The organism is Pseudomonas sp. URIL14HWK12:I6 (genome assembly GCF_000514195.1).
Lineage (GTDB): Bacteria > Pseudomonadota > Gammaproteobacteria > Pseudomonadales > Pseudomonadaceae > Aquipseudomonas > Aquipseudomonas putida_A.
Genome location: NZ_AZVL01000004.1, coordinates 15,162 through 37,758 on the forward strand (window position 1 = coordinate 15,162; position 22,597 = coordinate 37,758).

Here is a 22,597-nt window from a genome sequence, read left to right on the forward strand (position 1 = left end):
CTCGTCTCAACCGGGACATTAGACCAATAGCAACTATGGCCTAGTCTTTGGGGGCATATTTAACCTGACTCATTGTGATTTACAGAGTTCCGCCCCATAGAAGGTTTAGGCTAGCCCTTTCACCAACACGGATGTGTACCTGAATGATCTCGAAGCTTTCTTCCCGGCACCGTCGAGCGCTGAGCCTGACCAGCCGGTTTCTGGCGCCTTATCGTTGGCAAGTCGGCGCTGCGCTGCTGGCGTTGATCGTCACCGCGGCCGTCACTTTGTCGATGGGGCAGGGGATCAAATTGCTGGTCGATCGGGGCTTCATGACGCAGTCGCCGCACCAACTGAACCAGAGCATCGGTATCTTCATGCTGATGGTGCTGGGCCTGGCAGTCGGCACGTTCGCGCGTTTTTACTGGGTGTCGTGGATCGGTGAGCGCTGTGTGGCGGATATCCGGCGCGAGGTGTTCAACCATCTGGTGTATCTGCACCCTGGATTTTACGAAAACAACCGCAGTTCGGAGATTCAGTCCCGGCTGACTGCCGACACCACGTTGCTGCAATCGGTGATCGGCTCGTCACTGTCGATGTTTTTGCGCAACCTGTTGATGGTGATCGGCGGGGTGGTCCTGCTGTTTATCACCAACCCGAAACTCACCAGCATCGTGGTGATTGCCTTGCCGTTCGTGGTCGCGCCGATTCTCATTTTCGGTCGGCGCGTGCGTAATCTGTCGCGGCTGAGTCAGGACCGGGTCGCCGACATTGGCAGCTATGTCTCCGAAACCCTGGGCCAGATCAAGACCGTGCAAGCCTACAACCATCAGGTGCAGGACGAGCGGCGTTTTGCCACGACCGTCGAGGACGCGTTCGATACCGCGCGCAAGCGCATCTTTCAGCGCTCCTGGATGATCACTGTGGTGATCGTGCTGGTGCTCGGCGCGGTGGCGGTGATGTTGTGGGTCGGCGGCATGGACGTGATTGCCGGGCGCATTACCGGTGGTGAGCTGGCAGCGTTCGTTTTCTACAGCCTGATCGTCGGCAGTGCAATCGGCACGTTGAGTGAAGTCATCGGCGAGTTGCAGCGTGCGGCGGGTGCCGCTGAGCGCATTGCGGAACTGCTCAGTTCGCAGAACATCATCCAGCCACCGAGCATCGGACTGGTGACATTGCCAGAACGGATCAAGGGCGAGCTGCAATTGCAGAATGTGCGTTTCTCCTACCCGTCACGTCCGGACAGCTACGCCGTCAACGGCTTGAGCCTGACCATCAGGGCCGGCGAGACCCTGGCCCTTGTCGGGCCATCCGGGGCCGGCAAGTCCACGGTGTATGACTTGCTGTTGCGCTTCTACGACCCGCTTGAAGGCCGGATCCTGATAGATGGTGTGCCGCTGACCAGCCTCGACCCGCTGGATCTGCGGCGCAATTTCGCCCTGGTCTCGCAATCGCCTGCGCTGTTTTTCGGCAGCGTCGAAGAGAATATTCGTTACGGCAATGCAGATGCGACGCTGGAACAGGTCAAGGAAGCGGCAAGAATTGCCCACGCCCATGACTTCATCGAGAAGATGCCCAATGGCTATCAGACCCACTTGGGGGACGCCGGCCTCGGACTTTCCGGCGGCCAGCGTCAACGCCTGGCGATTGCCCGCGCGTTGCTGGTGGATGCGCCGATTCTGCTGCTGGACGAAGCCACCAGCGCCCTCGATGCGCAGAGCGAACACTTGATTCAGGAAGCGTTGCCAAGCCTGATGCAAAATCGCACCACATTGGTAATCGCGCATCGCCTGGCCACAGTGAAAAACGCCGACCGGATCGCGGTGATGGATCAGGGTAGCCTGGTGGCCATCGGTACCCATCAGGAACTGATCGTAAGCAATCCGCTGTATGCCCGGTTGGCAGCGCTGCAGTTCAACGACGGGCATGCGGTGGCGGTGTAGGAACTGCCGCAGATCTTTGCTGACGGCAAAAAAATGCCCGCATCGATTGATGCGGGCATTTTTCATTTCAGGTATTCAGCACCTGTCATTGATCGTCGAAATACCGCTCATGCCAGTCCACCAGCGGCTGCGGCGAATTGAGCTTCTGCCCGTAGATCACCGAGTATGACAGCACGTTTTGCACGTACTGGCGGGTTTCGTCGAACGGGATGCTTTCCACCCACACGTCGAAGCTCAGGTGATCGGCACCGCGCAGCCACTGGCGCACGCGGCCGGGGCCGGCGTTGTAGGCGGCGGAGGCCAGGACGCGGTTGCCGTTGAACTGGCTGTGCACCTGGCTCAGGTAAGCGGCGCCGAGCTGAATGTTCTTGTCCGGATCGAGCACTTGCTGCGGCGAGGCCAGCGGGATGCTGAACTTGCGTGCGGTTTCCTTGGCAGTGCCGGGCATCAACTGCATCAGACCGCTGGCACCAACGCCGGAGCGGGCGTCGTCCATGAAGGCACTTTCCTGGCGGGTGATGGCGAACACCCAGCTTGAGTGCAGGCCGCGCGTCTTGGCTTCACGCACTAGGGTGTCGCGGTGGGCCATCGGGAAGCGGATATCCAGGTCGTCCCAGTATTGCGCCTGACTGATGGTGCGGATGGCCGGGAAGTACCATTTCAGGTCGTAGGCCAGTTTGGCCTGAGCGACCATTTCGTCACGATTGAAATGACGGCTGACGTGATACCACTCGCGGCGACCGTCAACGATCTGCCCACGCGCATGGAATTCCAGCGCGCGCCGCACGCCGGGAGTGTTGCGCACCTTGTTGATGGTGGCCTGACTGAGTACCAGCGGCTTGTTCATCAGCGAGTAAGGCAGTTGCGAGCGGTCGGCAGCGAGGAAACCGTAGAAGTCGCGTTCCTTCGCCAGATTTTTGTACAGGGTCTGCGCTTCCGGGTTCTGCGGTTGCGCCAGTTCCAGGCTGCGGGCCTGCCAGTAACGCCAGCGGTTGGTGGTCGCCAGATCCTGTGGCAGACGACGAGTCAACTGATACGCATCGTCCCAGCGTGCCAGGCGCAGCAGCAAACGCAGGCGCCATTCGGACACGGTGTTGTCACGCAGTTCAGGATCGTATTTGGTCATCACGTCCAGCGCGCGGCTGTCGAAACGCCGGGCCAGGGTCAGGCCGATTTCCCGGGCAATCGCGACTTTCTCGTCACGGGAGAAATGCATGCTGCTGGCGTATCCGTCGAGCAGGGCCATGGCCTTGTCCGGATCCTGACGGGCGAGGCGGCGCAGGCCGAGGCTGACCACGTCGGACATCGGCTCGTCGGCCGGGGTGAAGCGCGACGGCTGATTGAGCAGCTCGGGTTTCTGCGCCACATCTACCAGCAGCCGACCGCGCGGGGCGAGGGTGGTCAGGCCGTTGACCAGACTGTTGGCCAGTGGATAGTTGCGCGCCTGAGCGGCGAGTTTGGTGCGTTCCCAGCGTTTCTGTTCGGTCAACTGGCCGTCGGCGGCCCAGATCCCGAACAGCCCGTCACAGGCAGCCGGTTGCGATTTACCGGTCAGCCACAGTTTGTCGGCGTTGGCATAGCCCTCGGCCTTGTGGCCGCTGCTGATCTGGAACTGCGCATTGAGGCAGTCCAGTTCGGTGAAGTTGAGTTTAGGGTCGTAATATTTGGTGAAGGTCGCCCAATCGCCACGGTCGGCGAGCCAGCGCAACCAGCGCAGCTTCATCCAGTTGGCCTGGGGCAGGTCGCCGTGCTCGGCGAGGAACTTCTCGATTTCGGCGTTGCTCGCGGTTTTCAGACGCGCGGTCAGTTCGTCGTAGGCCAGATACGGTTCCAGCGGGTAATCGGCGAGGGCCTGGCTATAACGGAAGTACGGGCCGGTATCGCCCTTGGCCAAGGCACGCTTGGCTTCATCGTAATACTGGCGTTGGGTGGACAGATCCACCGCCTGGGCGGATTGAGCGGCAGCGGCGGTAAGTAGCAAACAGGACAAGACACTGAAAAGGCGACTGCGCATGAGACATCCGGGCAGAGAAATCATGACAAGCACCGGCCGCGGCCAGCACTGAATTGTCTGTAGCTTAGCCTTTTGCCAGCAACGGGCGAAAGCTTTGCCGGTCTTGCAGCACAAGTTCGCAACAAATGTTGTGCAGAGTGCTTCGGCAGACAAATTGCCGGCCTGCTGAGAGCCTGAATCAGGTAGAATGCGCGCCCGGTTTTTGGAGAAGCTCATGACCCTGCTCAAATTCAGCGATGTGTCCCTTGCATTCGGCGCGATGCCGTTGTTGGACAAGGTGTCCTGGCAGATCGCCCGTGGTGAGCGGGTGTGCATCATCGGCCGCAACGGCACTGGCAAATCCAGCATGATGAAACTGGTCAAGGGCGACCAGAAGCCCGATGACGGCTCGGTGTGGCGTGCCCCCGGTCTGAAAATCGGTGAATTGCCGCAAGAATTGCCGGTGGCCGACGGGCGGACCGTATTCGACGTGGTTGCCGAAGGCCTCGACGGCGTTGGCGCCTTGCTCGCCGAATACCATCACCTGAGCCAGAACATCGTCACCGACGCCGATCTGGACAAGCTGATGCATGTTCAGCACGACCTCGAAGCCCGTGACGGCTGGCGCTTGCAGACCCTGGTCGACAGCACTCTGAGCCGCCTGCAACTGCCGGCCGACAAAACCCTCGCCGAGTTGTCCGGCGGCTGGCGTCGTCGCGTGCTGCTGGCGCAGGCATTGGTGTCCGAACCGGATCTGTTGCTGCTCGACGAGCCGACCAACCACCTGGACATCGGTGCGATTGCCTGGCTCGAAGAAGCCCTGAAGGATTTCCAGGGCGCCGTGCTGTTCATCACGCACGACCGTTCCTTCCTGCAGAACCTCGCCACGCGCATCCTCGAACTGGATCGCGGTGGCCTGATCGACTGGAACGGCGATTACGCCAGCTTCCTCGTGCACAAAGAAGCCGCACTGGCCGCTGAAGAAACCGCCAACGCGCTGTTCGACAAGCGTCTGGCTCAGGAAGAAGTGTGGATCCGTCAGGGCATCAAAGCTCGTCGGACCCGTAACGAAGGCCGTGTGCGCGCTTTGAAAGCCCTGCGTGTTGAGCGCAGCGAGCGTCGCGAGCGGACCGGCAAGGCGAATATCCAGCTGGAAACTGCCGACAAGTCCGGCAAGCAAGTGATGGTGTTGGAAAATGTCAGCTTCCATCACCCGGACGGTCCGTACCTGATCAAGGACTTCTCGATGGTCCTGCAGCGCGGCGACCGTATCGGCCTGCTCGGCGCCAACGGTACCGGCAAGACCACCCTGCTGAAGCTGATGCTCAATGGTCTGCAACCGACCAGCGGCAAAGTGGAAGAGGGCACCCGGATTGACGTGGCCTACTTCGACCAGTTGCGCCATCAGCTGGATCTGGAAAAGACCGTGATCGACAACGTCGCCGAAGGTCGCGACTTCATCGATATCGACGGCCAGAGCCGCCACGTCCTGAGCTACCTCGGTGACTTCCTGTTCAGCCCGCAGCGTGCGCGCACGCCGGTCAAGGCGCTGTCCGGTGGTGAGCGTGCGCGCTTGCTGCTGGCCAAACTGTTCAGCAAACCGGCGAACCTGCTGGTACTCGACGAACCGACCAACGACCTCGACGTGGAAACCCTCGAGCTGCTCGAAGAAGTACTGCTGACCTTCAACGGCACTGTGCTGATGGTCAGCCACGACCGGGCATTCCTCGACAACGTGGTCACCAGCACCCTGGTCTTCGAAGGTGAAGGCAAGGTGCGGGAATACGTCGGCGGCTATCAGGACTGGATTCGTCAGGGCGGCTCGCCGCGCCTGCTGGGCGTGACCGAGAGCAAGTCGGGCAAGGCTGACCTGAATTCGGCGGTGGTCACTGCTGAACCAGCCGTGGTTGCCGCACCTGCCGCTGCCGCACCGGCAGCCAAGAAGAAGCTGAGCTACAAGCTGCAGCGCGAGCTGGAAGCATTGCCGGGCGACATCGATGCCAAGGAGCAGCAGATCGCGGCCGTCGAAGCCGAAATGGCTGAAGCCGGCTTCTATCAGCGTCCGCCAGCAGAAACGGCCAAGGTGATTGCTTCGCTGGAGCAGTTGCAGGCTGAGCTGGATGCACTGGTGGAGCGTTGGGCCGAGCTGGATGCCTGATTGATCCGGCCATGAAAAAGCCCGGCGTTCAGTGATGAGCGCCGGGCTTTTCATATCCGGGTGGAGACCTAATGTGGGAGCGAGCCTGCTCGCGAATGCGGTATGTCATGCGGCATTAATGCTGATGTGCCGACGCCTTCGCGAGCAGGCTCGCTCCCACAATGATCAGTGTTTCAACGTTTGACCAGGTGTACCGCCAAAACATCGCAAGGCGCGCCATGCAGCACGTCATTGGCCGTGGAGCCCAGCAACAGTGCCAGACCGTGACGGCCATGGCTGCCGACCACGATAAGATCGCACGAGTTTTCCTTGGCGAAATGATGGATCTCCTGACGTGGCTGGCCATAGGTCAGGTGGCAATTGGCGCCTTCGAGCTCGGCATATTTGGCTTTCAGGCGCTCAAGACGCTCCTTGGCCTGATCGAACTGCTGCTGTTGCAGTTGTGACAGATCCATCGGCACATCGCCGCCGAACGCCATGGCCATCGGTTCGACGATATGCACCAGCGACAGCTTGGCGCCATTGCTCGCCGACAGCTCTCGGGCGCGGTGAATCACAGGGTCGCACTCTTCGGTCAGGTCTACGGCGACCAGGATATGGTTGTAGGGCATGAGGTGCTCCTCGTGACGGTTCAATATTGTTAAGTATGGCTGGTTTCAAGCGCATTGGTTCCAAAGTGACACAATGCGCTCACCTTAAGTCGGGAGTAGAGATATGACGGTCTGGTTGGTGGTGTCAATCCTGCTGGTGGTTTTGAGTCCACTGGCGTGGTTGCGCCCGTCGCGCGTGCAGAGCGGCCGGATGGCCCTGCGCATGGAGGCGCGACGCATCGGGCTGGCCATGCAGCTGGCGCCTCAGGAGTGGCCGCACTGGCTGTCTCAGGAGCCGCCCAGCCCGTGCGCGCAATATCATCGGCCACGGCGTGGCACTCAGCCGGCGTGCTGGACCTACTGGCAGAAATCGCCGGGGGTATGGGTCAATCAGTGGCAGGAAGTCTGCGAGGACCGGTTGCTGCTCGATCATTTCGAAAAGTTGCCGGGCAACGTGTTCAAGGTCGAGGCCGACAAGCAGATGATCGCGCTGTACTGGGGCGAGAAGGGCGAAGCCACGGTTTTGCAGGATATCGACGCGACTCTGAAAGCGCTGGCCTGACTCGCGGACTTTTCCCACTGCAAGGGTGGGGAGCGTCCGGCAGACGAGCAATAAAAAGCCCGACATGATTCATCGGGCGGGGTGGCCAGGCAGGCCGGTAACTGTTTTTATCGCTGCCTTGGCTTTTCGCGGTCAGCGATTCTCCCTGTAGTCCAGCCAGCGTAGCCTGTTAAACAAGGCTCGCCGGGAATTAGGGCGACTTTTCTAACTATTGATTCTATGAATGGCTTTGCATGCAGCTGCGTGTTGCGGATCTGTGTGCAACGGAAATGACCACAAAGTCGCATTTCAACCCGTATTTTGGGCGATTGACAATTGTTGGAAATTCCGTGAAGGTGACGTACCCAAATCAAACGGGCGTATGAATTGAGCGTTTGTCTTACAGACTGCTCCTACAGAATCCCGACTATCGCGTTGGCGGGTGTGCCGGGTGGATTGGCGTCAGCATCGACGAAAAAGCGTCCTGCCGAGCCATTTACCTGCGTCCGACGTGTACTGTTCAGCTTCCATATCGTGGAGATCAGTTGATGATTTACGAAGGTAAAGCCATCACGGTTAAAGCTCTTGAAAGTGGCATCGTCGAATTGAAATTCGACCTCAAGGGTGAGTCCGTCAACAAGTTCAACCGTCTTACCCTGAACGAACTGCGTCAGGCCGTGGACACCATCAAGGCAGATGCTTCGATCAAGGGCGTGATCGTCAGCAGTGGCAAGGACGTGTTCATCGTCGGCGCCGACATCACCGAATTTGTCGACAACTTCAAGCTGCCGGATGCCGAGCTGGTTGCTGGCAATCTCGAAGCCAACAAGATCTTCAGCGATTTCGAAGACCTCAACGTTCCGACCGTGGCCGCGATCAACGGCATCGCCCTGGGTGGCGGTCTGGAAATGTGCCTGGCGGCGGACTACCGCGTCATGTCGACCAAGGCCAAGATCGGTCTGCCGGAAGTCAAACTGGGCATCTACCCAGGCTTCGGCGGCACCGTGCGTCTGCCGCGCCTGATTGGCGTCGATAACGCCATCGAATGGATTGCCGCCGGCAAGGAAAACCGTCCTGAAGATGCGCTGAAAGTCAGCGCCGTCGACGCCGTGGTTGCTCCAGAGAAGTTGCAGGAAGCTGCCCTTGAACTGATCAAGCGCGCCATCTCCGGCGAGTTCGATTACAAGGCCAAGCGTCAGCCAAAACTTGAAAAACTCAAGTTGAACGCCATTGAACAGATGATGGCTTTCGAAACCGCCAAAGGTTTCGTGGCAGGGCAGGCTGGTCCGAATTACCCGGCGCCGGTCGAAGCGATCAAGACCATCCAGAAAGCCGCGAACTTCGGTCGTGACAAGGCGCTGGAAGTCGAAGCCGCCGGTTTCGTCAAACTGGCCAAGACCTCTGCCGCGCAGAGCCTGATCGGTCTGTTCCTGAACGATCAGGAGCTGAAGAAAAAGGCCAAGGCCTACGACGAAATCGCCAAGGACGTGAAGCAGGCTGCCGTACTGGGCGCCGGCATCATGGGTGGCGGCATCGCTTATCAGTCGGCCTCCAAAGGTACGCCGATCCTGATGAAGGACATCAACGAGAACGGTATCGAGCAGGGGCTGGCCGAAGCCGCCAAACTGCTGGTTGGTCGCGTTGACAAAGGTCGCATGACCGCCGCGAAAATGGCAGAAGTGCTCAACGGTATTCGTCCAACCCTGTCCTACGGTGACTTCGGTCACGTCGATCTGGTTGTTGAAGCCGTGGTCGAGAACCCGAAGGTCAAGCAAGCGGTGCTGGCTGAAGTCGAAGACAAGGTCAAAGAGGACACCATCCTCGCGTCCAACACCTCGACGATTTCCATCAGCCTGCTGGCCAAGGCCCTCAAGCGCCCGGAAAACTTCGTCGGCATGCACTTCTTCAACCCGGTGCACATGATGCCGCTGGTGGAAGTGATCCGTGGCGAGAAGTCCAGCGAGCTGGCGATTGCCACAACCGTTGCCTACGCCAAGAAAATGGGCAAGAACCCGATCGTCGTCAACGACTGCCCGGGCTTCCTGGTCAACCGCGTTCTGTTCCCGTACTTCGGCGGTTTCGCCAAGCTGGTCAGCGCTGGTGTGGATTTCGTCCGCATCGATAAAGTCATGGAAAAATTCGGCTGGCCGATGGGCCCGGCGTACCTGATGGACGTGGTCGGCATCGACACCGGTCACCACGGTCGTGACGTGATGGCTGAAGGTTTCCCGGATCGCATGAAGGATGACCGTCGTTCGGCCATCGACGTGCTTTACGAAGCCAAGCGTCTGGGCCAGAAGAACGGCAAGGGCTTCTACGCCTACGAAGCCGACAAGAAAGGCAAGCAGAAGAAGGTTGCCGATCCGTCGGTGCTGGAAGTGCTCAAGCCGATCGTTTACGAGCAGCGCGAAGTCACTGACGAAGACATCATCAACTGGATGATGATCCCGCTGTGCCTGGAAACCGTGCGCTGCCTGGAAGACGGCATCGTTGAAACCGCCGCCGAAGCCGACATGGGTCTGGTCTACGGTATCGGTTTCCCTCCATTCCGTGGCGGTGCGCTGCGCTACATCGATTCGATCGGTGTGGCCGAGTTCGTTGCCCTGGCTGACCAGTACGCTGATTTGGGCGCGCTGTACCACCCGACCGCGAAGCTGCGCGAAATGGCCAAAAACGGCCAGAGCTTCTTCGGTTAAGCGCCCCCAACTAGAGTGAGAGTGAACTTATGAGCTTGAATCCTAGAGACGTCGTGATTGTCGACTTCGGTCGTACTCCGATGGGCCGCTCCAAGGGCGGCATGCACCGCAACACCCGCGCCGAAGACATGTCGGCGCACCTGATCAGCAAACTGCTGGAACGCAACGCCAAGGTCGATCCTGCTGAAGTCGAGGACGTGATTTGGGGCTGTGTGAACCAGACCCTGGAGCAGGGCTGGAACATCGCGCGCATGGCGTCGCTGATGACCCAGATTCCGCACACCTCGGCCGGCCAGACTGTCAGCCGTCTGTGCGGCTCGTCGATGAGCGCCCTGCATACTGCAGCGCAAGCGATCATGACCGGCAACGGTGACGTATTCGTGGTTGGCGGCGTCGAGCATATGGGCCACGTGAGCATGATGCACGGTGTCGATCCGAACCCGCACATGTCGCTGTACGCGGCGAAAGCCTCGGGCATGATGGGTCTGACCGCAGAAATGCTCGGCAAGATGCACGGCATCACTCGTGAGCAGCAGGATGCCTTTGGCGTGCGCTCCCACCAGCTCGCCCATAAAGCGACAGTGGAAGGCAAGTTCAAAGACGAAATCATCCCGATGCAGGGCTACGACGAAAACGGCTTCCTGAAGCTGTACGACTACGACGAAACCATTCGTCCGGAAACCACCCTGGAAAGTCTGGCGGCCCTCAAGCCTGCCTTCAATCCAAAAGGCGGCACCGTGACAGCCGGTACTTCGTCGCAGATCACCGATGGTGCTTCGTGCATGATCGTGATGTCGGCGCAGCGTGCACAGGATCTGGGGATCCAGCCGATGGCCGTGATCCGTTCGATGGCAGTGGCGGGTGTGGATCCGGCGATCATGGGCTATGGTCCAGTGCCGGCGACACAAAAAGCCCTGAAGCGTGCGGGCCTTGGCATCAACGATATCGACTTCTTCGAGCTCAACGAAGCTTTCGCTGCACAGGCCCTGCCAGTGCTGAAAGATCTGAAAGTGCTCGACAAGATGAACGAGAAGGTTAACCTGCACGGCGGCGCGATCGCCCTGGGTCACCCGTTCGGTTGCTCCGGTGCGCGTATTTCCGGCACCTTGCTGAACGTGATGAAGCAGAATGGCGGCACCTTCGGGGTGGCCACCATGTGCATTGGTCTCGGCCAAGGCATCTCCACCGTCTTCGAACGCGTTTAAGCGTCTCGTCGATGGAAGCCGGGGCCAAGTGCCCCGGTTTTTGTTTTTTGCGGATTTATTTTTGTATTTATTTTGAAAAAATTTGAGTGAGGGCCAAAACATGCCGATACAACCTGGGCTCTACCAACATTACAAAGGTCCGCAGTACCGCGTATTCAGTGTGGCGCGGCATTCCGAGACCGAAGAGGAAGTGGTGTTTTACCAAGCCCTGTATGGCGATTACGGCTTTTGGGTGCGCCCTTTGAGCATGTTCGTCGAGTCGGTCGAGGTTGACGGCGAGCAGGTGCCACGCTTTGCTTTGGTGCACGCCGAACCGAGCCTTTTTTCCAAGGCATAAGGCGAGTGCGCACAGAACCCTGTGCTTGACCTCACCTTGTAGCCACTATATATAGCGGTGCCGCGTCAGGCGCCAACCGCCTTTCACTTCTAGAATTCAGGAATTTTCTGATCCATGGGCAAATCGCTGGTCATTGTGGAATCCCCGGCTAAGGCCAAGACCATCAACAAGTATCTGGGCAACCAATACGTGGTGAAGTCGAGTATCGGCCATATCCGAGACCTGCCCACCAGCGGTTCGGCTAGCGCCAGCAAAGAGCCAGCCGCCAAGCGCGGCAAGGCTGCCGCGGGCGAAGGGCCGGTGCTCACGCCGAAAGAGAAAGCGCGCAAGCAACTGGTCTCGCGCATGGGTGTCGATCCCGATCATGGCTGGAAAGCCCAGTACGAGATCCTCCCGGGTAAAGAGAAGGTCATCGAAGAGCTGCGCCGGCTCGCCAAGGATGCTGACACCATCTATCTCGCAACCGACTTGGATCGCGAGGGGGAAGCCATTGCCTGGCACCTGCGCGAAGCCATTGGTGGTGACGACAGCCGCTACAAGCGCGTGGTGTTCAACGAAATCACCAAGAAGGCGATTCAGGAAGCCTTCTCCGAGCCGGGCGAGCTGGACATCGATCGTGTAAATGCCCAACAGGCGCGTCGTTTCCTCGACCGCGTTGTGGGTTACATGGTCTCGCCGCTGCTGTGGGCCAAAATCGCCCGTGGCCTGTCGGCCGGTCGCGTGCAATCGGTTGCCGTGAAACTGGTGGTGGAGCGTGAGCGCGAGATTCGTGCATTCAACCCGGAAGAGTACTGGGAAGTGCACGCTGATCTTGGCACCGCCAAGGGTTCGACCGTACGTTTCGAAGTGGCGCGCGAGAAGGGTGAAGCCTTCAAACCGCTGAACGAAGCTCAGGCCACAGCCGCGCTGGAGAAGCTCAAGTCCTCCAGCTACAGCATCGTCAAGCGCGAAGACAAGCCGACCAGCAGCAAGCCGTCGGCGCCGTTCATCACGTCCACCCTGCAGCAGGCCGCGAGCAACCGCCTGGGCTTCGGCGTGAAGAAAACCATGATGATGGCCCAGCGTCTGTACGAAGCCGGCTACATCACTTATATGCGTACCGACTCGACCAACCTCTCGGCCGATGCCGTGGCGATGGCGCGTACCTATATCGAGGACGAGTTCGGCAAGAAGTACCTGCCGGAAACGCCGAACGTCTACAGCAGCAAGGAAGGCGCACAAGAGGCTCACGAAGCGATTCGTCCTTCCGATGCCAACACCACGCCAAGCAAGCTTGCAGGCATGGAGCGTGATGCTGAGCGCCTCTACGAGTTGATCTGGCGCCAGTTCCTCGCTTGCCAGATGCTGCCGGCGCAATATCTGTCGACCACCGTCAGCGTTGCCGCTGGCGACTTCGAGCTGCGTGCCAAAGGCCGCATCCTCAAGTTCGACGGTTACACCCGCGTTCTGCCGCAAATCACCAAGCCTGGCGATGACGATGTTCTGCCGGACATGGCGCAGGGCGATGCGATGAAGCTGATCAAGCTCGATCCGTCGCAGCATTTCACCAAGCCGCCGGCCCGTTACTCGGAAGCCAGCCTGGTCAAGGAAATGGAAAAACGCGGCATCGGTCGTCCTTCGACTTACGCAGCGATCATTTCGACCATTCAGGATCGCGGCTACGTGACCCTGCACAACCGTCGTTTCTACTCGGAAAAGATGGGCGATATCGTCACCGAGCGTCTGTCGGAGAGCTTCTCGAACCTCATGGACTACGGCTTCACCGCCGGCATGGAAGAGAACCTCGATGATGTGGCTCAGGGCGAGCGCGACTGGAAAAACGTGCTGGACGAGTTCTACGGCGACTTCAAGAAGAAGCTCGAAGTGGCCGAGAACCCGGAAAGCGGCATGCGTGCCAACCAGCCGGTCATGACTGATATTCCGTGCACCACGTGCGGTCGTCCGATGCAGATCCGTACGGCATCGACCGGCGTGTTCCTCGGTTGCTCGGGCTACAGCCTGCCGCCAAAAGAGCGCTGCAAGGCCACCGTCAACCTGGTGCCGGGCGACGAGATCGCTGCGGACGACGAGGGCGAGTCGGAGTCGCTGGTGCTGCGCGGCAAGCATCGCTGCCCGATCTGCAGCACCGCGATGGACGCCTACCTGCTCGACGAGAAGCGCAAACTGCACATCTGCGGTAACAACCCGGATTGTGCCGGCTATGAAATCGAAGAGGGCAACTACCGCATCAAGGGCTACGAAGGTCCGAGCCTGGAATGCGACAAGTGCGGCAGCGAGATGCAGCTCAAGACCGGCCGTTTCGGCAAGTTCTTCGGTTGCACCAACCCGACCTGCAAGAACACTCGCAAACTGCTGAAGAGTGGTGACGCGGCGCCGCCGAAGATGGACCCGGTGAAGATGCCTGAGCTGAAATGTGAAAAGGTCAACGACACCTACATTCTGCGCGACGGTGCTTCCGGTCTGTTCCTGGCGGCCAGCCAGTTCCCGAAAAACCGCGAGACCCGTGCTCCGCTGGTGATCGAGATTCTGCCGCACAAGGATGAGATCGATCCGAAGTACCACTTCCTCTGCGAAGCACCGCAGAAGGATCCTGATGGTCTGCCAGCGGTCATCCGCTACAGCCGCAAGACCAAGGAGCAATACGTGCAGACCGAGGTCGACGGCAAGCCTACCGGCTGGAAAGCGTTCTACGACGGTGGCAAGTGGACTGTTGAAGACAAGCGTACGAAAGCCAAGGCTGAGTAAGCGTTAGCCTGATCCACAAAAGGCCGCATGATGACTCTCGGGTTTTCATGCGGCCTTTTTGTTTTGTGCTTGCGGTCGGATCCGCTGATCCACGACACTGTCGGGTCTGTGTGACGCAATTATTTCGCTGTGGAGACTGCCGGCATGGCGCACGAACTCTATACCCGCACCAATCAGAAGATCTATTTCGCCGGCCTGTCGCTGGAGGCTCTGGCTCGCGCCGAAGAGGGGCGGGCGATGAATGCGTTGGCGCTGATTCAGGCTGGCCGTGAATCAGCATTGTTTCACCTCTATGGCGCGCTTCTGGGACTGTGTCACGAGATCGCCGGTTTCTATCGTCTGCCTCAGGCCAATGCATCGCGAGCCGAAGCGTTGCTGACTCGCGAAGTCCTGGAATCGATTGCGATCCCGGAACTGGCCGAGATGGTTGAGCTGGCTGGTAACCCTGAAACCTGGCTGGCGAAATTGCTGGCGGCGCACTCGGCGTTGTTTCAGCCGCCACGGGTGCCCCACAAGCCCAAGGGTGATGTGACACAGCCATTGATTCAGGCCATTAATCTCGATGAAGAAGAGGCGCCGCAGGAGTTGAGTCGGGAAGAGCTGGAGAGCTGGCGGCAGAATCTCAAGGGCCTGGCAATCCGTTTTCGCGAAGGCTTGAACGAATGCTGAGGACAATTGACACGGTGGCAATCTGAAACATGCTGCTGGTCAAGATCCCGAGCGAAGCCCGAATGATGTCTATATAATCCCTGCCTTTCGTGGAGAACAGACCTATATGCCAACGTCCTTTCTAGAAATTGTCGAGTTACCAGACGGCCGAATCGAACTGCGCAGGGCTGAGGACGAGGGTTCTCTGGTGACGCTGGATTTCTCCGAGGATGCCAAAGCATTCCTGCAAGGCCAGCATGTGGAAATCGCGAAAGCGATGTTGAGCGTCGGCGTACAGATGGCCGGCCGTATGGTCGAAGGCGAATTTGATAAGGAAGAAGGGCCGCGGGTTCTTCACTGAGATCCGCCTGTCGGCGCTTGCCGCTGCAACATCAGATCGGCTTCTCTGTCCCTGGAGAAGCCCTGCGCTTCACACAGCGCGCGTTACAAGTGAATCAACCCAATCGAATGTTCAGGCTCTGAGCGTCGCCCGTGCGGGCTGCGCTGATCAGTTGTTGCCGTGAACTTGTGTTCAGCGGATTGAGCCAGGTTACCACCGTATGGCTACGACCCAGGCGCAGTGCTTCGCAGGCCAGTTGCTGAGCGCTTTGCGCACCACGAGGTTGCAACAGCAGAATGCGTTCACGGTTCAGGCCGGCCTCTCGCAGCCAGATCTGGGTCAGGCTGGCTGGAGGGGTGATCAGCGTCAGCCAGCGAGCATCCTGATCCTCGCTCAGTTCGCGAAGGATCGGGGCCAGCAGGTTCAGGCAGTTCCCGGCCGCACCGCGCAGTGACAGCTCACTGAATACTTCCGGTTCGGCAATCCATGGGCGCTCGACCACATCTTTCAGGATCGGTGCCATCGGTTGTGCCAGAAACGCTTCGAATAGAGGCAGTTGTGTTTGCTGGGGTGTGTGTGGGAACTGCATAAAGCCTCCTTTAGCGGCGGATTACGCCGACACTCAAGCCCTCGATCACCAGTTCCTGATCTTTCAGGTCGACTTCGATAGGGGCGAACTCAGGGTTTTCGGCAATCAGCCAGACTTTGCTGCCTTCGCGCTTGAAGCGCTTGACCGTCACTTCATCGCCGATCCGTGCAACCACCACCTGGCCATTGCGTGCTTCGCGGGTAGTGTGAACCGCCAGCAGGTCACCGTCGAAAATGCCGATGTCCTTCATGCTCATGCCGTGTACGCGCAACAGGTAATCGGCCCGTGGGTGAAAGAACGCAGGATTGATGTTGCAGGACTCTTCGATGTGCTGCTGGGCGAGGATCGGTGCGCCGGCAGCGACCCGGCCAATGATCGGCAGGGTAGAGTCGTCAGCCTTGGCTTCGAAACCGGGGATGCGAATGCCGCGGGAGGCGCCCGGGGTCATTTCGATTGCACCTTTGCGGGCGAGGGCCTTGAGGTGTTCTTCCGCCGCGTTGGGCGACTTGAAACCCAGTTCCTGAGCGATTTCCGCGCGGGTTGGCGGGTAGCCGTTGTCTTCGAGGCAGCGTTTGATAAAGGCCAGAATCTCGGCTTGGCGTGGCGTCAGCTTTAGCATATTGATCGCTCTGTCTTTTTATACAGTGACTGGGATTATATACAGTGAAGCGGTCTTGGCAATGCCCGTTTTTTTGCAGCCCGCCGGACGGTCGGTTGCCGTGCTTATTAATGCGCCGGTCGAGTGTGGTTAAATAGCTGACCGACCATTCCCAAAACGAACTGGCAGGCTTGACAAGGCTTGGGCTGAAACGTATGTTTCAAACAAGTGTTTGTCAGGCGGAGTAGCCATGGCCCAGTCGGAAACCGTTGAACGCATTCTTGATGCTGCCGAGCAGTTGTTCGCGGAGAAAGGTTTCGCTGAAACCTCATTGCGTTTGATCACCAGCAAGGCCGGGGTAAACCTGGCGGCGGTGAACTATCATTTCGGCTCCAAGAAAGCGCTGATCCAGGCGGTTTTCTCGCGCTTCCTCGGGCCGTTCTGCATCAGCCTCGATAAAGAGCTGGAGCGTCGCCAGGCCAAGCCTGAAAACAAGCCGACCCTTGAAGAGTTGCTGGAAATCCTCGTCGAGCAAGCGCTCGTGGTGCAGCCACGCAGCGGTAACGACCTGTCGATCTTCATGCGTTTGCTCGGTTTGGCGTTCAGCCAGAGCCAGGGTCACCTGCGTCGTTATCTGGAAGACATGTACGGTAAGGTGTTCCGCCGCTACATGCTGTTGGTCAACGAAGCGGCTCCGCGCATCCCGCCAATCGAGCTGTTCTGGCGCGTGCACTTCATGCTCGGCGCTGCGGCGTTCAGCATGTCCGGGATCAAGGCCTTGCGCGCGATTGCCGAGACCGATTTCGGCGTCAACACCTCGATCGAACAGGTGATGCGTCTGATGGTGCCGTTCCTTGCCGCCGGCATGCGTGCCGAAACCGGTGTCACCGACCCGGCGATGGCGACTGCGCAGCTTCGCCCGCGCAGCAAATCGACTCCGGTGGCCGCCAAGGTTTAACCGCACACGGGTGGGCGCGGCTGCTTGTATCCGCTAAGCTAGCCGCCCATGCCGACTTTCGTTCTGAACCCGATCTCCATAGAAATTACTGACCTGCCGAGCCCTGCTCACGGTAGCGATTTCTGGCGGATCGGGTTTTTCGTTTTCAAGGAATCTCTATGACTGCTGGCCTGCAAGGCTCGTTGATGGTGGACGTCGCCGGTACCTGGCTGACGGCCGAAGATCGCCAATTGTTGCGCCAGCCCGAAGTGGGCGGCCTGATCATTTTCGCGCGCAACATCGAGCACCCGCGCCAAGTGCGCGAGCTGAGTGCTGCGATCCGCGCCATTCGCCCGGATATGCTGCTGGCGGTCGACCAGGAGGGCGGCCGGGTGCAGCGTCTGCGTCAGGGCTTCGTGCGCCTGCCCGCGATGCGTGCCATCGCCGACAACCCGAACGCCGAATACCTCGCCGAACAATGCGGCTGGGTCATGGCCACCGAAGTGTTGGCGGTCGGCCTCGACCTGAGTTTCGCCCCGGTGCTGGATCTGGATTACCAGCGCAGCGCCGTGGTCGGCACTCGTTCGTTCGAAGGGGATCCCGAGCGCGCAGCGTTGCTCGCCGGCGCCTTCATCCGCGGCATGAACAGCGCGGGCATGGCCGCTACCGGCAAGCATTTCCCCGGTCACGGTTGGGCCGAAGCCGACTCCCACGTCGCGATCCCGAATGACGAGCGCAGTCTCGACGAGATCCGCGCCAACGACCTCGTACCGTTCGCCAGACTCAGCAAGCAACTCGCTGCGGTCATGCCGGCGCACGTCATCTATCCGCAAGTCGATTCGCAGCCGGCCGGGTTCTCCCGTCGCTGGTTGCAGGACATCCTGCGCGGCGAGTTGCAGTTTGACGGCGTGATCTTCAGCGACGACCTTTCGATGGCCGGCGCCCACGTGGTCGGCGACGCTGCCAGCCGGATCGAAGCCGCGTTGACTGCCGGTTGCGACATGGGCCTGGTGTGCAATGACCGCGCTGCGGCCGAACTGGCCCTGAGTGCTGCGCAACGGATGAAGGTCAAGCCGTCCGCACGCATTGCGCGGATGCGCGGTCAGGCGTTCGCCAGCACCGACTACCGTCAGGATCCGCGCTGGCTAACCGCCATCGGCGCGCTCAAAGACGCTCAACTGATCGATTAAGGATTTTTGCTATGACGGTTTACGCAATCATCGGTGGCACCGGCCTGACCCAGCTCGAAGGCCTGAGCATTCGTCAGTCGTTGGCGGTGGATACGCCTTACGGTTCGCCGTCGGCTGAAGTGCAGATCGGGGAATATGCCGGCAAGGAAGTTCTGTTCCTCGCCCGCCACGGCCATCCCCATCGTTTCCCGCCGCACAAGGTCAACTACCGCGCCAACCTGTGGGCGCTGAAGCAGGCCGGCGCCGAGGCGATCATCGCGGTCAACGCGGTGGGCGGGATCCATCCGGCCATGGGCACCGGGCATTTCTGTGTGCCACACCAGATCGTCGATTACACCAGCGGTCGCGAACACACGTTTTTCGCCGATGATCTGGAGCACGTCACCCATATCGATTTCAGCTTCCCTTACAGTGAGCCGCTGCGTCAGCAATTGATCGTCGCGCTGGCTGCCGAAGGCTGCGAATACAGCGATCAGGGTGTATACGCCTGCACCCAGGGCCCGCGTCTGGAAACCGTGGCCGAGATCGTGCGTCTGGAGCGCGATGGCTGCGACATCGTCGGCATGACCGGCATGCCGGAAGCGGCACTGGCCCGTGAGCTGGATCTGGATTACGCCTGCCTGTCGCTGGTGGTGAATCCGGCGGCGGGCAAGACCACGGCGGTGATCACCATGGCCGAGATCGAGCAGGCGCTGCATGACGGGATGGGCAAGGTGAAATCGACGTTGGCGCGGGTGTTGGCCAGCTAAGGACTGTCCATGAGCAGTTTCATCGAGCGGCTTAAAGGGTTGGCATGGACTCACGCATTCAGTAGCAAGGCGTTGGCCAAGGCCCGCGCTTATGCTGCCGATGATCGGGTAGAGATCATCGAGATCGATGACAGGAAAATCGAGGCGTTCTGCGTCGGTTCGGAAACACAGGCGTATGAACAAAGCATCTACCTGTCCGGTGATCGCCTGGGATCGGTTAATTTGCGTTGCTTATGCACCTGCCCCGTGGCGATTGATTGCAAGCACTGCGCGGCGGTGCTCTATCACCTGCAGGGCATTGACGACGATACGTCCGAAAGTGACGCACAGATCCCCTTGGGTCGGGCGCTGGAGCATTGGCTTTCGACAGTCCCCGTCCCGGCCAGGCCCGTCGACGAAGGGGCGCAAGCCGCGGGCACGCGCCTGTTTTACAAACTCAAACCCACGTCTGCGAACGGCAAGTGGCTGCTCGATATTTTCAAGGTCTATCAGCTCAAGAGCGGCGAGTTACGCGAAGTAAAACCGATGTATTCGCTGTCGGACATGCTCATGCGTCAGCCCGGTTATCTGTCCGAACTGGATCTGCGCGTTGCCAGGCTGTTGGTCGCCATGCATTCCCATCACGCCTATTACAGCGGCTATCCGCTGGAAGGCAGCAGTGGCGCGGAACTGCTGGAAATGCTCCTGCGCACCTCCCGCCTGTTCCTCGACTTCGAAAACTTGCAGGCACTGACGCCGGGCGCGAAACGCATGGGTCTGTTCTCTTGGGCCGAGCAGGCCGACGGTGGGTTCCGCGCCCAGTGGAGCAGTGCCGAGGCTGCGCAGGAAACCGTGCTGGCGCTGGAGCCGCTTTATTACATCGATCGTGAGCAGCGACAGGTTGGCCCTCTGTTCAGTGAGCTGGAAGAAAAACTGGCCTGCCATTTGACCCTCGCCCCAGACATCCCGGCGCGTCAGGCGATGCAGTTCAGCCATCGCATGAGCGCGATGACCAAAATCCCGCCGCCGCACAAGCTCACCGAACGAATCATCGATGACGTGCTTCCGCAGCCGCAACTGACCTTGGTCAGCGGCCGGGAGCGTTCGCGCTGGGAATACGTTCTGGAGCACCGCGCCGCTCTGGTGTTTACCTACAACGGTCATCCGGCGGTGGATCGTAATCCGGAAGTGATGATCCTCAATGGCACTGAAACCCAGCGCATTCGACGCCAGCCTGCGATGGAAAAGAAGCTGCGCCAGAGCCTGCAAAAGCACGGCTTCAAAAAAGCCACGCGCAAGAGCGCTATGGATCGTCTCGGCGAGATGTTCACCTTGCCGGATGATTCCGCCTGGCTCGGATTCATGCATGAAGGGCTTGCCACACTGCGCGCCGCGGACTGGGAAATCGAAATCAGTCCCGGCTTCCATTTCGATGTGCAGCCGGTCGAACACTGGTACGCGGAGGTCGAAGAAGAGGCCGGGCATCAATGGTTTGATCTGCAACTGGGCATCGTCGTCAATGGCGAGCGCTACAGCTTGTTGCCGATCCTTCTGCATCTGTTGCGCACCCAGCCACGTTTGCTCGACCCGGTGAATCTGGCGCAACGCAGCGACGACGAAAAACTCCTGATCGAACTCAAGCCCAGCGGTTTTGGCGACCCGGCAGGCGCCAAGGTGGCGTTGCCGCTGAGTCGGGTCAAACCGCTGATGGCGACGCTGGGCGAGCTGTACCTGGGCGGACATCAGGGCGATGCGCTGCGCTTGACTGTTCCAGACGCCGCGCGCCTGAGTATGCTCGATGGCATGCCACTGGAATGGCAGGGCGGCGAACGCCTGCGCACTTTTGCCAAGCGGCTGCACAATTCCAGTCACACCCATATTGCTGCGCCGGCCGGCCTTAATGCGCAACTGCGCCCATATCAGCTCGAAGGCCTTGGCTGGATGCAGACTCTGCGGGAGCTGGAGGTCGGCGGCATTCTTGGCGATGACATGGGCTTGGGCAAAACCCTGCAGACCCTGGCGCATCTGCTCACGGAAAAGCACGCCGGTCGCCTCGATTGCCCGGCACTGGCGGTGATGCCGACCAGCCTGATTCCCAACTGGCTCGACGAGGCCCAGCGCTTCACGCCTCAGTTGAAGGTTCTGGCGCTGCATGGGGCCGGGCGGCAAAAAGACTTCGCCAATCTCGCCGAATACGACTTGGTGCTGACCACTTACGCCTTGCTGCCCAGGGATCTTGAAACGTTGCGGCCGCAGTCGTGGAGCGTGCTGATTCTCGACGAAGCGCAGAACATCAAGAACCCGCTGAGCAAAGCGGCGCAGGCCGCACGTGACTTGCAGGCCCGTCAGCGCTTGTGTCTGAGCGGCACGCCACTGGAAAACCATCTCGGCGAGCTGTGGTCGCAGTTTCATTTCCTCATGCCTGGCTGGCTGGGCGACAGCAAGTCCTTCAACCGCGATTACCGCACACCGATCGAGAAGCATGGCAATGTCCAGCGCATGCAGCACCTGACGGCGCGCATCAAGCCGTTTTTGCTGCGTCGCAAGAAAGATCAGGTCGCCACTGAGCTGCCGCCGAAAACCGAAATCATCCATTGGGTTGAACTCAGCGACGGCCAGCGCGACGTCTATGAAACGGTGCGCGTGGCGATGGACAAAAAAGTGCGCGATGAAATTGCCCGCAGTGGTGTGGCGCGCAGTCAAATCATCATTCTTGATGCCTTGCTCAAGCTGCGTCAGGTCTGCTGCGATCTGCGGTTGATCAACATGCCTCTCACGGCGAAGGCATTGCGCTCAGGCAGCGGCAAGCTGATCAGCCTGATGGAGATGCTCGAAGAGTTGCTCGGCGAAGGTCGGCGCATCCTGCTGTTCTCCCAGTTCACCTCGATGCTGGCGCTGATCGAGCAGGAGTTGCAGCAGCGCGCTATCGGTTATTCGTTGCTGACTGGCGACACCACCGACCGGCGCACGCCAGTCAAGAATTTCCAGGGCGGCAAGGTGCCGTTGTTCCTCATCAGCCTCAAGGCTGGCGGTACCGGTCTGAACCTGACGGCTGCGGACACGGTGATCCACTTCGACCCGTGGTGGAACCCGGCAGTGGAGAATCAGGCAACTGATCGCGCTTATCGTATCGGGCAGAACAATCCGGTGTTTGTTTACAAGCTGATCGCTCGCGGCACGGTAGAGGAAAAGATACAAGCGTTGCAGCAGGAGAAAGCAGCGTTGGCCGGGGCGGTGCTGGAAGGGGGTACGACAGGTGGGTTCAAGCTGGAACAGAGTGACATCGAGGCGCTGTTTGCGCCGCTGCCGGTTTCCAGGCAGTAAGCTTCAGTTTGAACCTTCAACTGAGGGGATCCGTTCGCGAGCAGGCTCGCTCCCAA

General features: G+C 59.7%; 17 protein-coding genes. 13 read left to right on the plus strand and 4 right to left on the minus strand.

Annotated features, from left to right (window positions below; translation table 11 throughout):
• Nucleotides 1–143 precede the first annotated feature (143 nt).
• Nucleotides 144–1,922, plus strand: coding sequence for an ABC transporter transmembrane domain-containing protein (locus H043_RS0108200; RefSeq protein WP_027611440.1), 1,779 nt, complete (start codon nt 144–146; stop codon nt 1,920–1,922).
• A gap of 85 nt (nt 1,923–2,007) precedes the next feature.
• Here H043_RS0108200 and H043_RS0108205 read toward each other — a convergent pair whose 3' ends face one another.
• The gene (locus H043_RS0108205; protein WP_027611441.1) at nt 2,008–3,936 is read right to left on the minus strand and encodes a transglycosylase SLT domain-containing protein; all 1,929 of its coding nucleotides are present in this window, start codon (nt 3,934–3,936) and stop codon (nt 2,008–2,010) included.
• A 214-nt stretch (nt 3,937–4,150) separates the two neighbouring features.
• Here H043_RS0108205 and H043_RS0108210 point away from each other — a divergent pair, with 214 nt between their 5' ends.
• Nucleotides 4,151–6,073 (plus strand): ATP-binding cassette domain-containing protein, encoded by a 1,923-nt coding sequence (locus H043_RS0108210; protein WP_027611442.1) that lies wholly within the window; start codon nt 4,151–4,153, stop codon nt 6,071–6,073.
• 173 nt (nt 6,074–6,246) lie between these two features.
• On the opposite strand, the gene H043_RS0108215 is transcribed toward H043_RS0108210, so the two are convergent.
• Entirely contained in the window at nt 6,247–6,684 is a 438-nt protein-coding gene (locus H043_RS0108215; RefSeq protein ID WP_027611443.1) for a universal stress protein, read from the minus strand.
• Nucleotides 6,685–6,787: 103 nt separating this feature from the next.
• On the opposite strand from H043_RS0108215, the gene H043_RS0108220 reads away from it, so the two are divergent.
• The 7 genes from H043_RS0108220 (at nt 6,788) to H043_RS0108250 (ending at nt 15,196) form a co-directional block, all read left to right on the plus strand.
• Nucleotides 6,788–7,225 carry a hypothetical protein gene (locus H043_RS0108220; protein ID WP_027611444.1) on the plus strand — a complete coding sequence of 146 codons (438 nt, stop codon included), beginning with the start codon at nt 6,788–6,790 and terminating at the stop codon, nt 7,223–7,225.
• A 527-nt stretch (nt 7,226–7,752) separates the two neighbouring features.
• On the plus strand, nt 7,753–9,900 hold the full coding sequence (gene fadB / locus H043_RS0108225; RefSeq protein WP_027611445.1) for a fatty acid oxidation complex subunit alpha FadB: 2,148 nt from the start codon (nt 7,753–7,755) through the stop codon (nt 9,898–9,900).
• 29 nt (nt 9,901–9,929) lie between these two features.
• Nucleotides 9,930–11,105, plus strand: coding sequence for an acetyl-CoA C-acyltransferase FadA (gene fadA / locus H043_RS0108230; RefSeq protein ID WP_003226599.1), 1,176 nt, complete (start codon nt 9,930–9,932; stop codon nt 11,103–11,105).
• 100 nt (nt 11,106–11,205) lie between these two features.
• Nucleotides 11,206–11,442 carry a DUF1653 domain-containing protein gene (locus H043_RS0108235; RefSeq protein ID WP_027611446.1) on the plus strand — a complete coding sequence of 79 codons (237 nt, stop codon included), beginning with the start codon at nt 11,206–11,208 and terminating at the stop codon, nt 11,440–11,442.
• Nucleotides 11,443–11,556: 114 nt separating this feature from the next.
• Nucleotides 11,557–14,187 (plus strand): type I DNA topoisomerase, encoded by a 2,631-nt coding sequence (gene topA / locus H043_RS0108240; RefSeq protein ID WP_027611447.1) that lies wholly within the window; start codon nt 11,557–11,559, stop codon nt 14,185–14,187.
• A 144-nt stretch (nt 14,188–14,331) separates the two neighbouring features.
• On the plus strand, nt 14,332–14,856 hold the full coding sequence (locus tag H043_RS0108245) for a DUF6586 family protein (protein WP_027611448.1): 525 nt from the start codon (nt 14,332–14,334) through the stop codon (nt 14,854–14,856).
• A 106-nt stretch (nt 14,857–14,962) separates the two neighbouring features.
• Nucleotides 14,963–15,196: a hypothetical protein gene (locus H043_RS0108250; RefSeq protein ID WP_003226592.1), complete on the plus strand. Its 234-nt coding sequence runs from the start codon at nt 14,963–14,965 to the stop codon at nt 15,194–15,196.
• A gap of 94 nt (nt 15,197–15,290) precedes the next feature.
• On the opposite strand, the gene sulA is transcribed toward H043_RS0108250, so the two are convergent.
• Nucleotides 15,291–15,764 carry an SOS-induced cell division inhibitor SulA gene (sulA, locus tag H043_RS0108255; protein WP_027611449.1) on the minus strand — a complete coding sequence of 158 codons (474 nt, stop codon included), beginning with the start codon at nt 15,762–15,764 and terminating at the stop codon, nt 15,291–15,293.
• Between the two features lie 10 nt (nt 15,765–15,774).
• Nucleotides 15,775–16,383, minus strand: a complete 609-nt coding sequence (gene lexA, locus H043_RS0108260; protein ID WP_003226590.1) for a transcriptional repressor LexA — start codon at nt 16,381–16,383, stop codon at nt 15,775–15,777.
• Nucleotides 16,384–16,612: 229 nt separating this feature from the next.
• Between lexA and H043_RS0108265 the strand changes: the two genes are divergently transcribed.
• The 4 genes from H043_RS0108265 (at nt 16,613) to H043_RS0108280 (ending at nt 22,541) form a co-directional block, all read left to right on the plus strand.
• Complete coding sequence (locus H043_RS0108265; RefSeq protein WP_007961819.1) at nt 16,613–17,320, plus strand: TetR/AcrR family transcriptional regulator; 708 nt, start codon at nt 16,613–16,615, stop codon at nt 17,318–17,320.
• Between the two features lie 158 nt (nt 17,321–17,478).
• On the plus strand, nt 17,479–18,489 hold the full coding sequence (gene nagZ, locus H043_RS0108270) for a beta-N-acetylhexosaminidase (protein ID WP_027611450.1): 1,011 nt from the start codon (nt 17,479–17,481) through the stop codon (nt 18,487–18,489).
• Nucleotides 18,490–18,500: 11 nt separating this feature from the next.
• Nucleotides 18,501–19,238, plus strand: a complete 738-nt coding sequence (locus H043_RS0108275; RefSeq protein WP_027611451.1) for an S-methyl-5'-thioinosine phosphorylase — start codon at nt 18,501–18,503, stop codon at nt 19,236–19,238.
• Nucleotides 19,239–19,247: 9 nt separating this feature from the next.
• Nucleotides 19,248–22,541 (plus strand): DEAD/DEAH box helicase, encoded by a 3,294-nt coding sequence (locus H043_RS0108280; RefSeq protein ID WP_027611452.1) that lies wholly within the window; start codon nt 19,248–19,250, stop codon nt 22,539–22,541.
• The last annotated feature ends 56 nt before the right edge of the window (nt 22,542–22,597 follow it).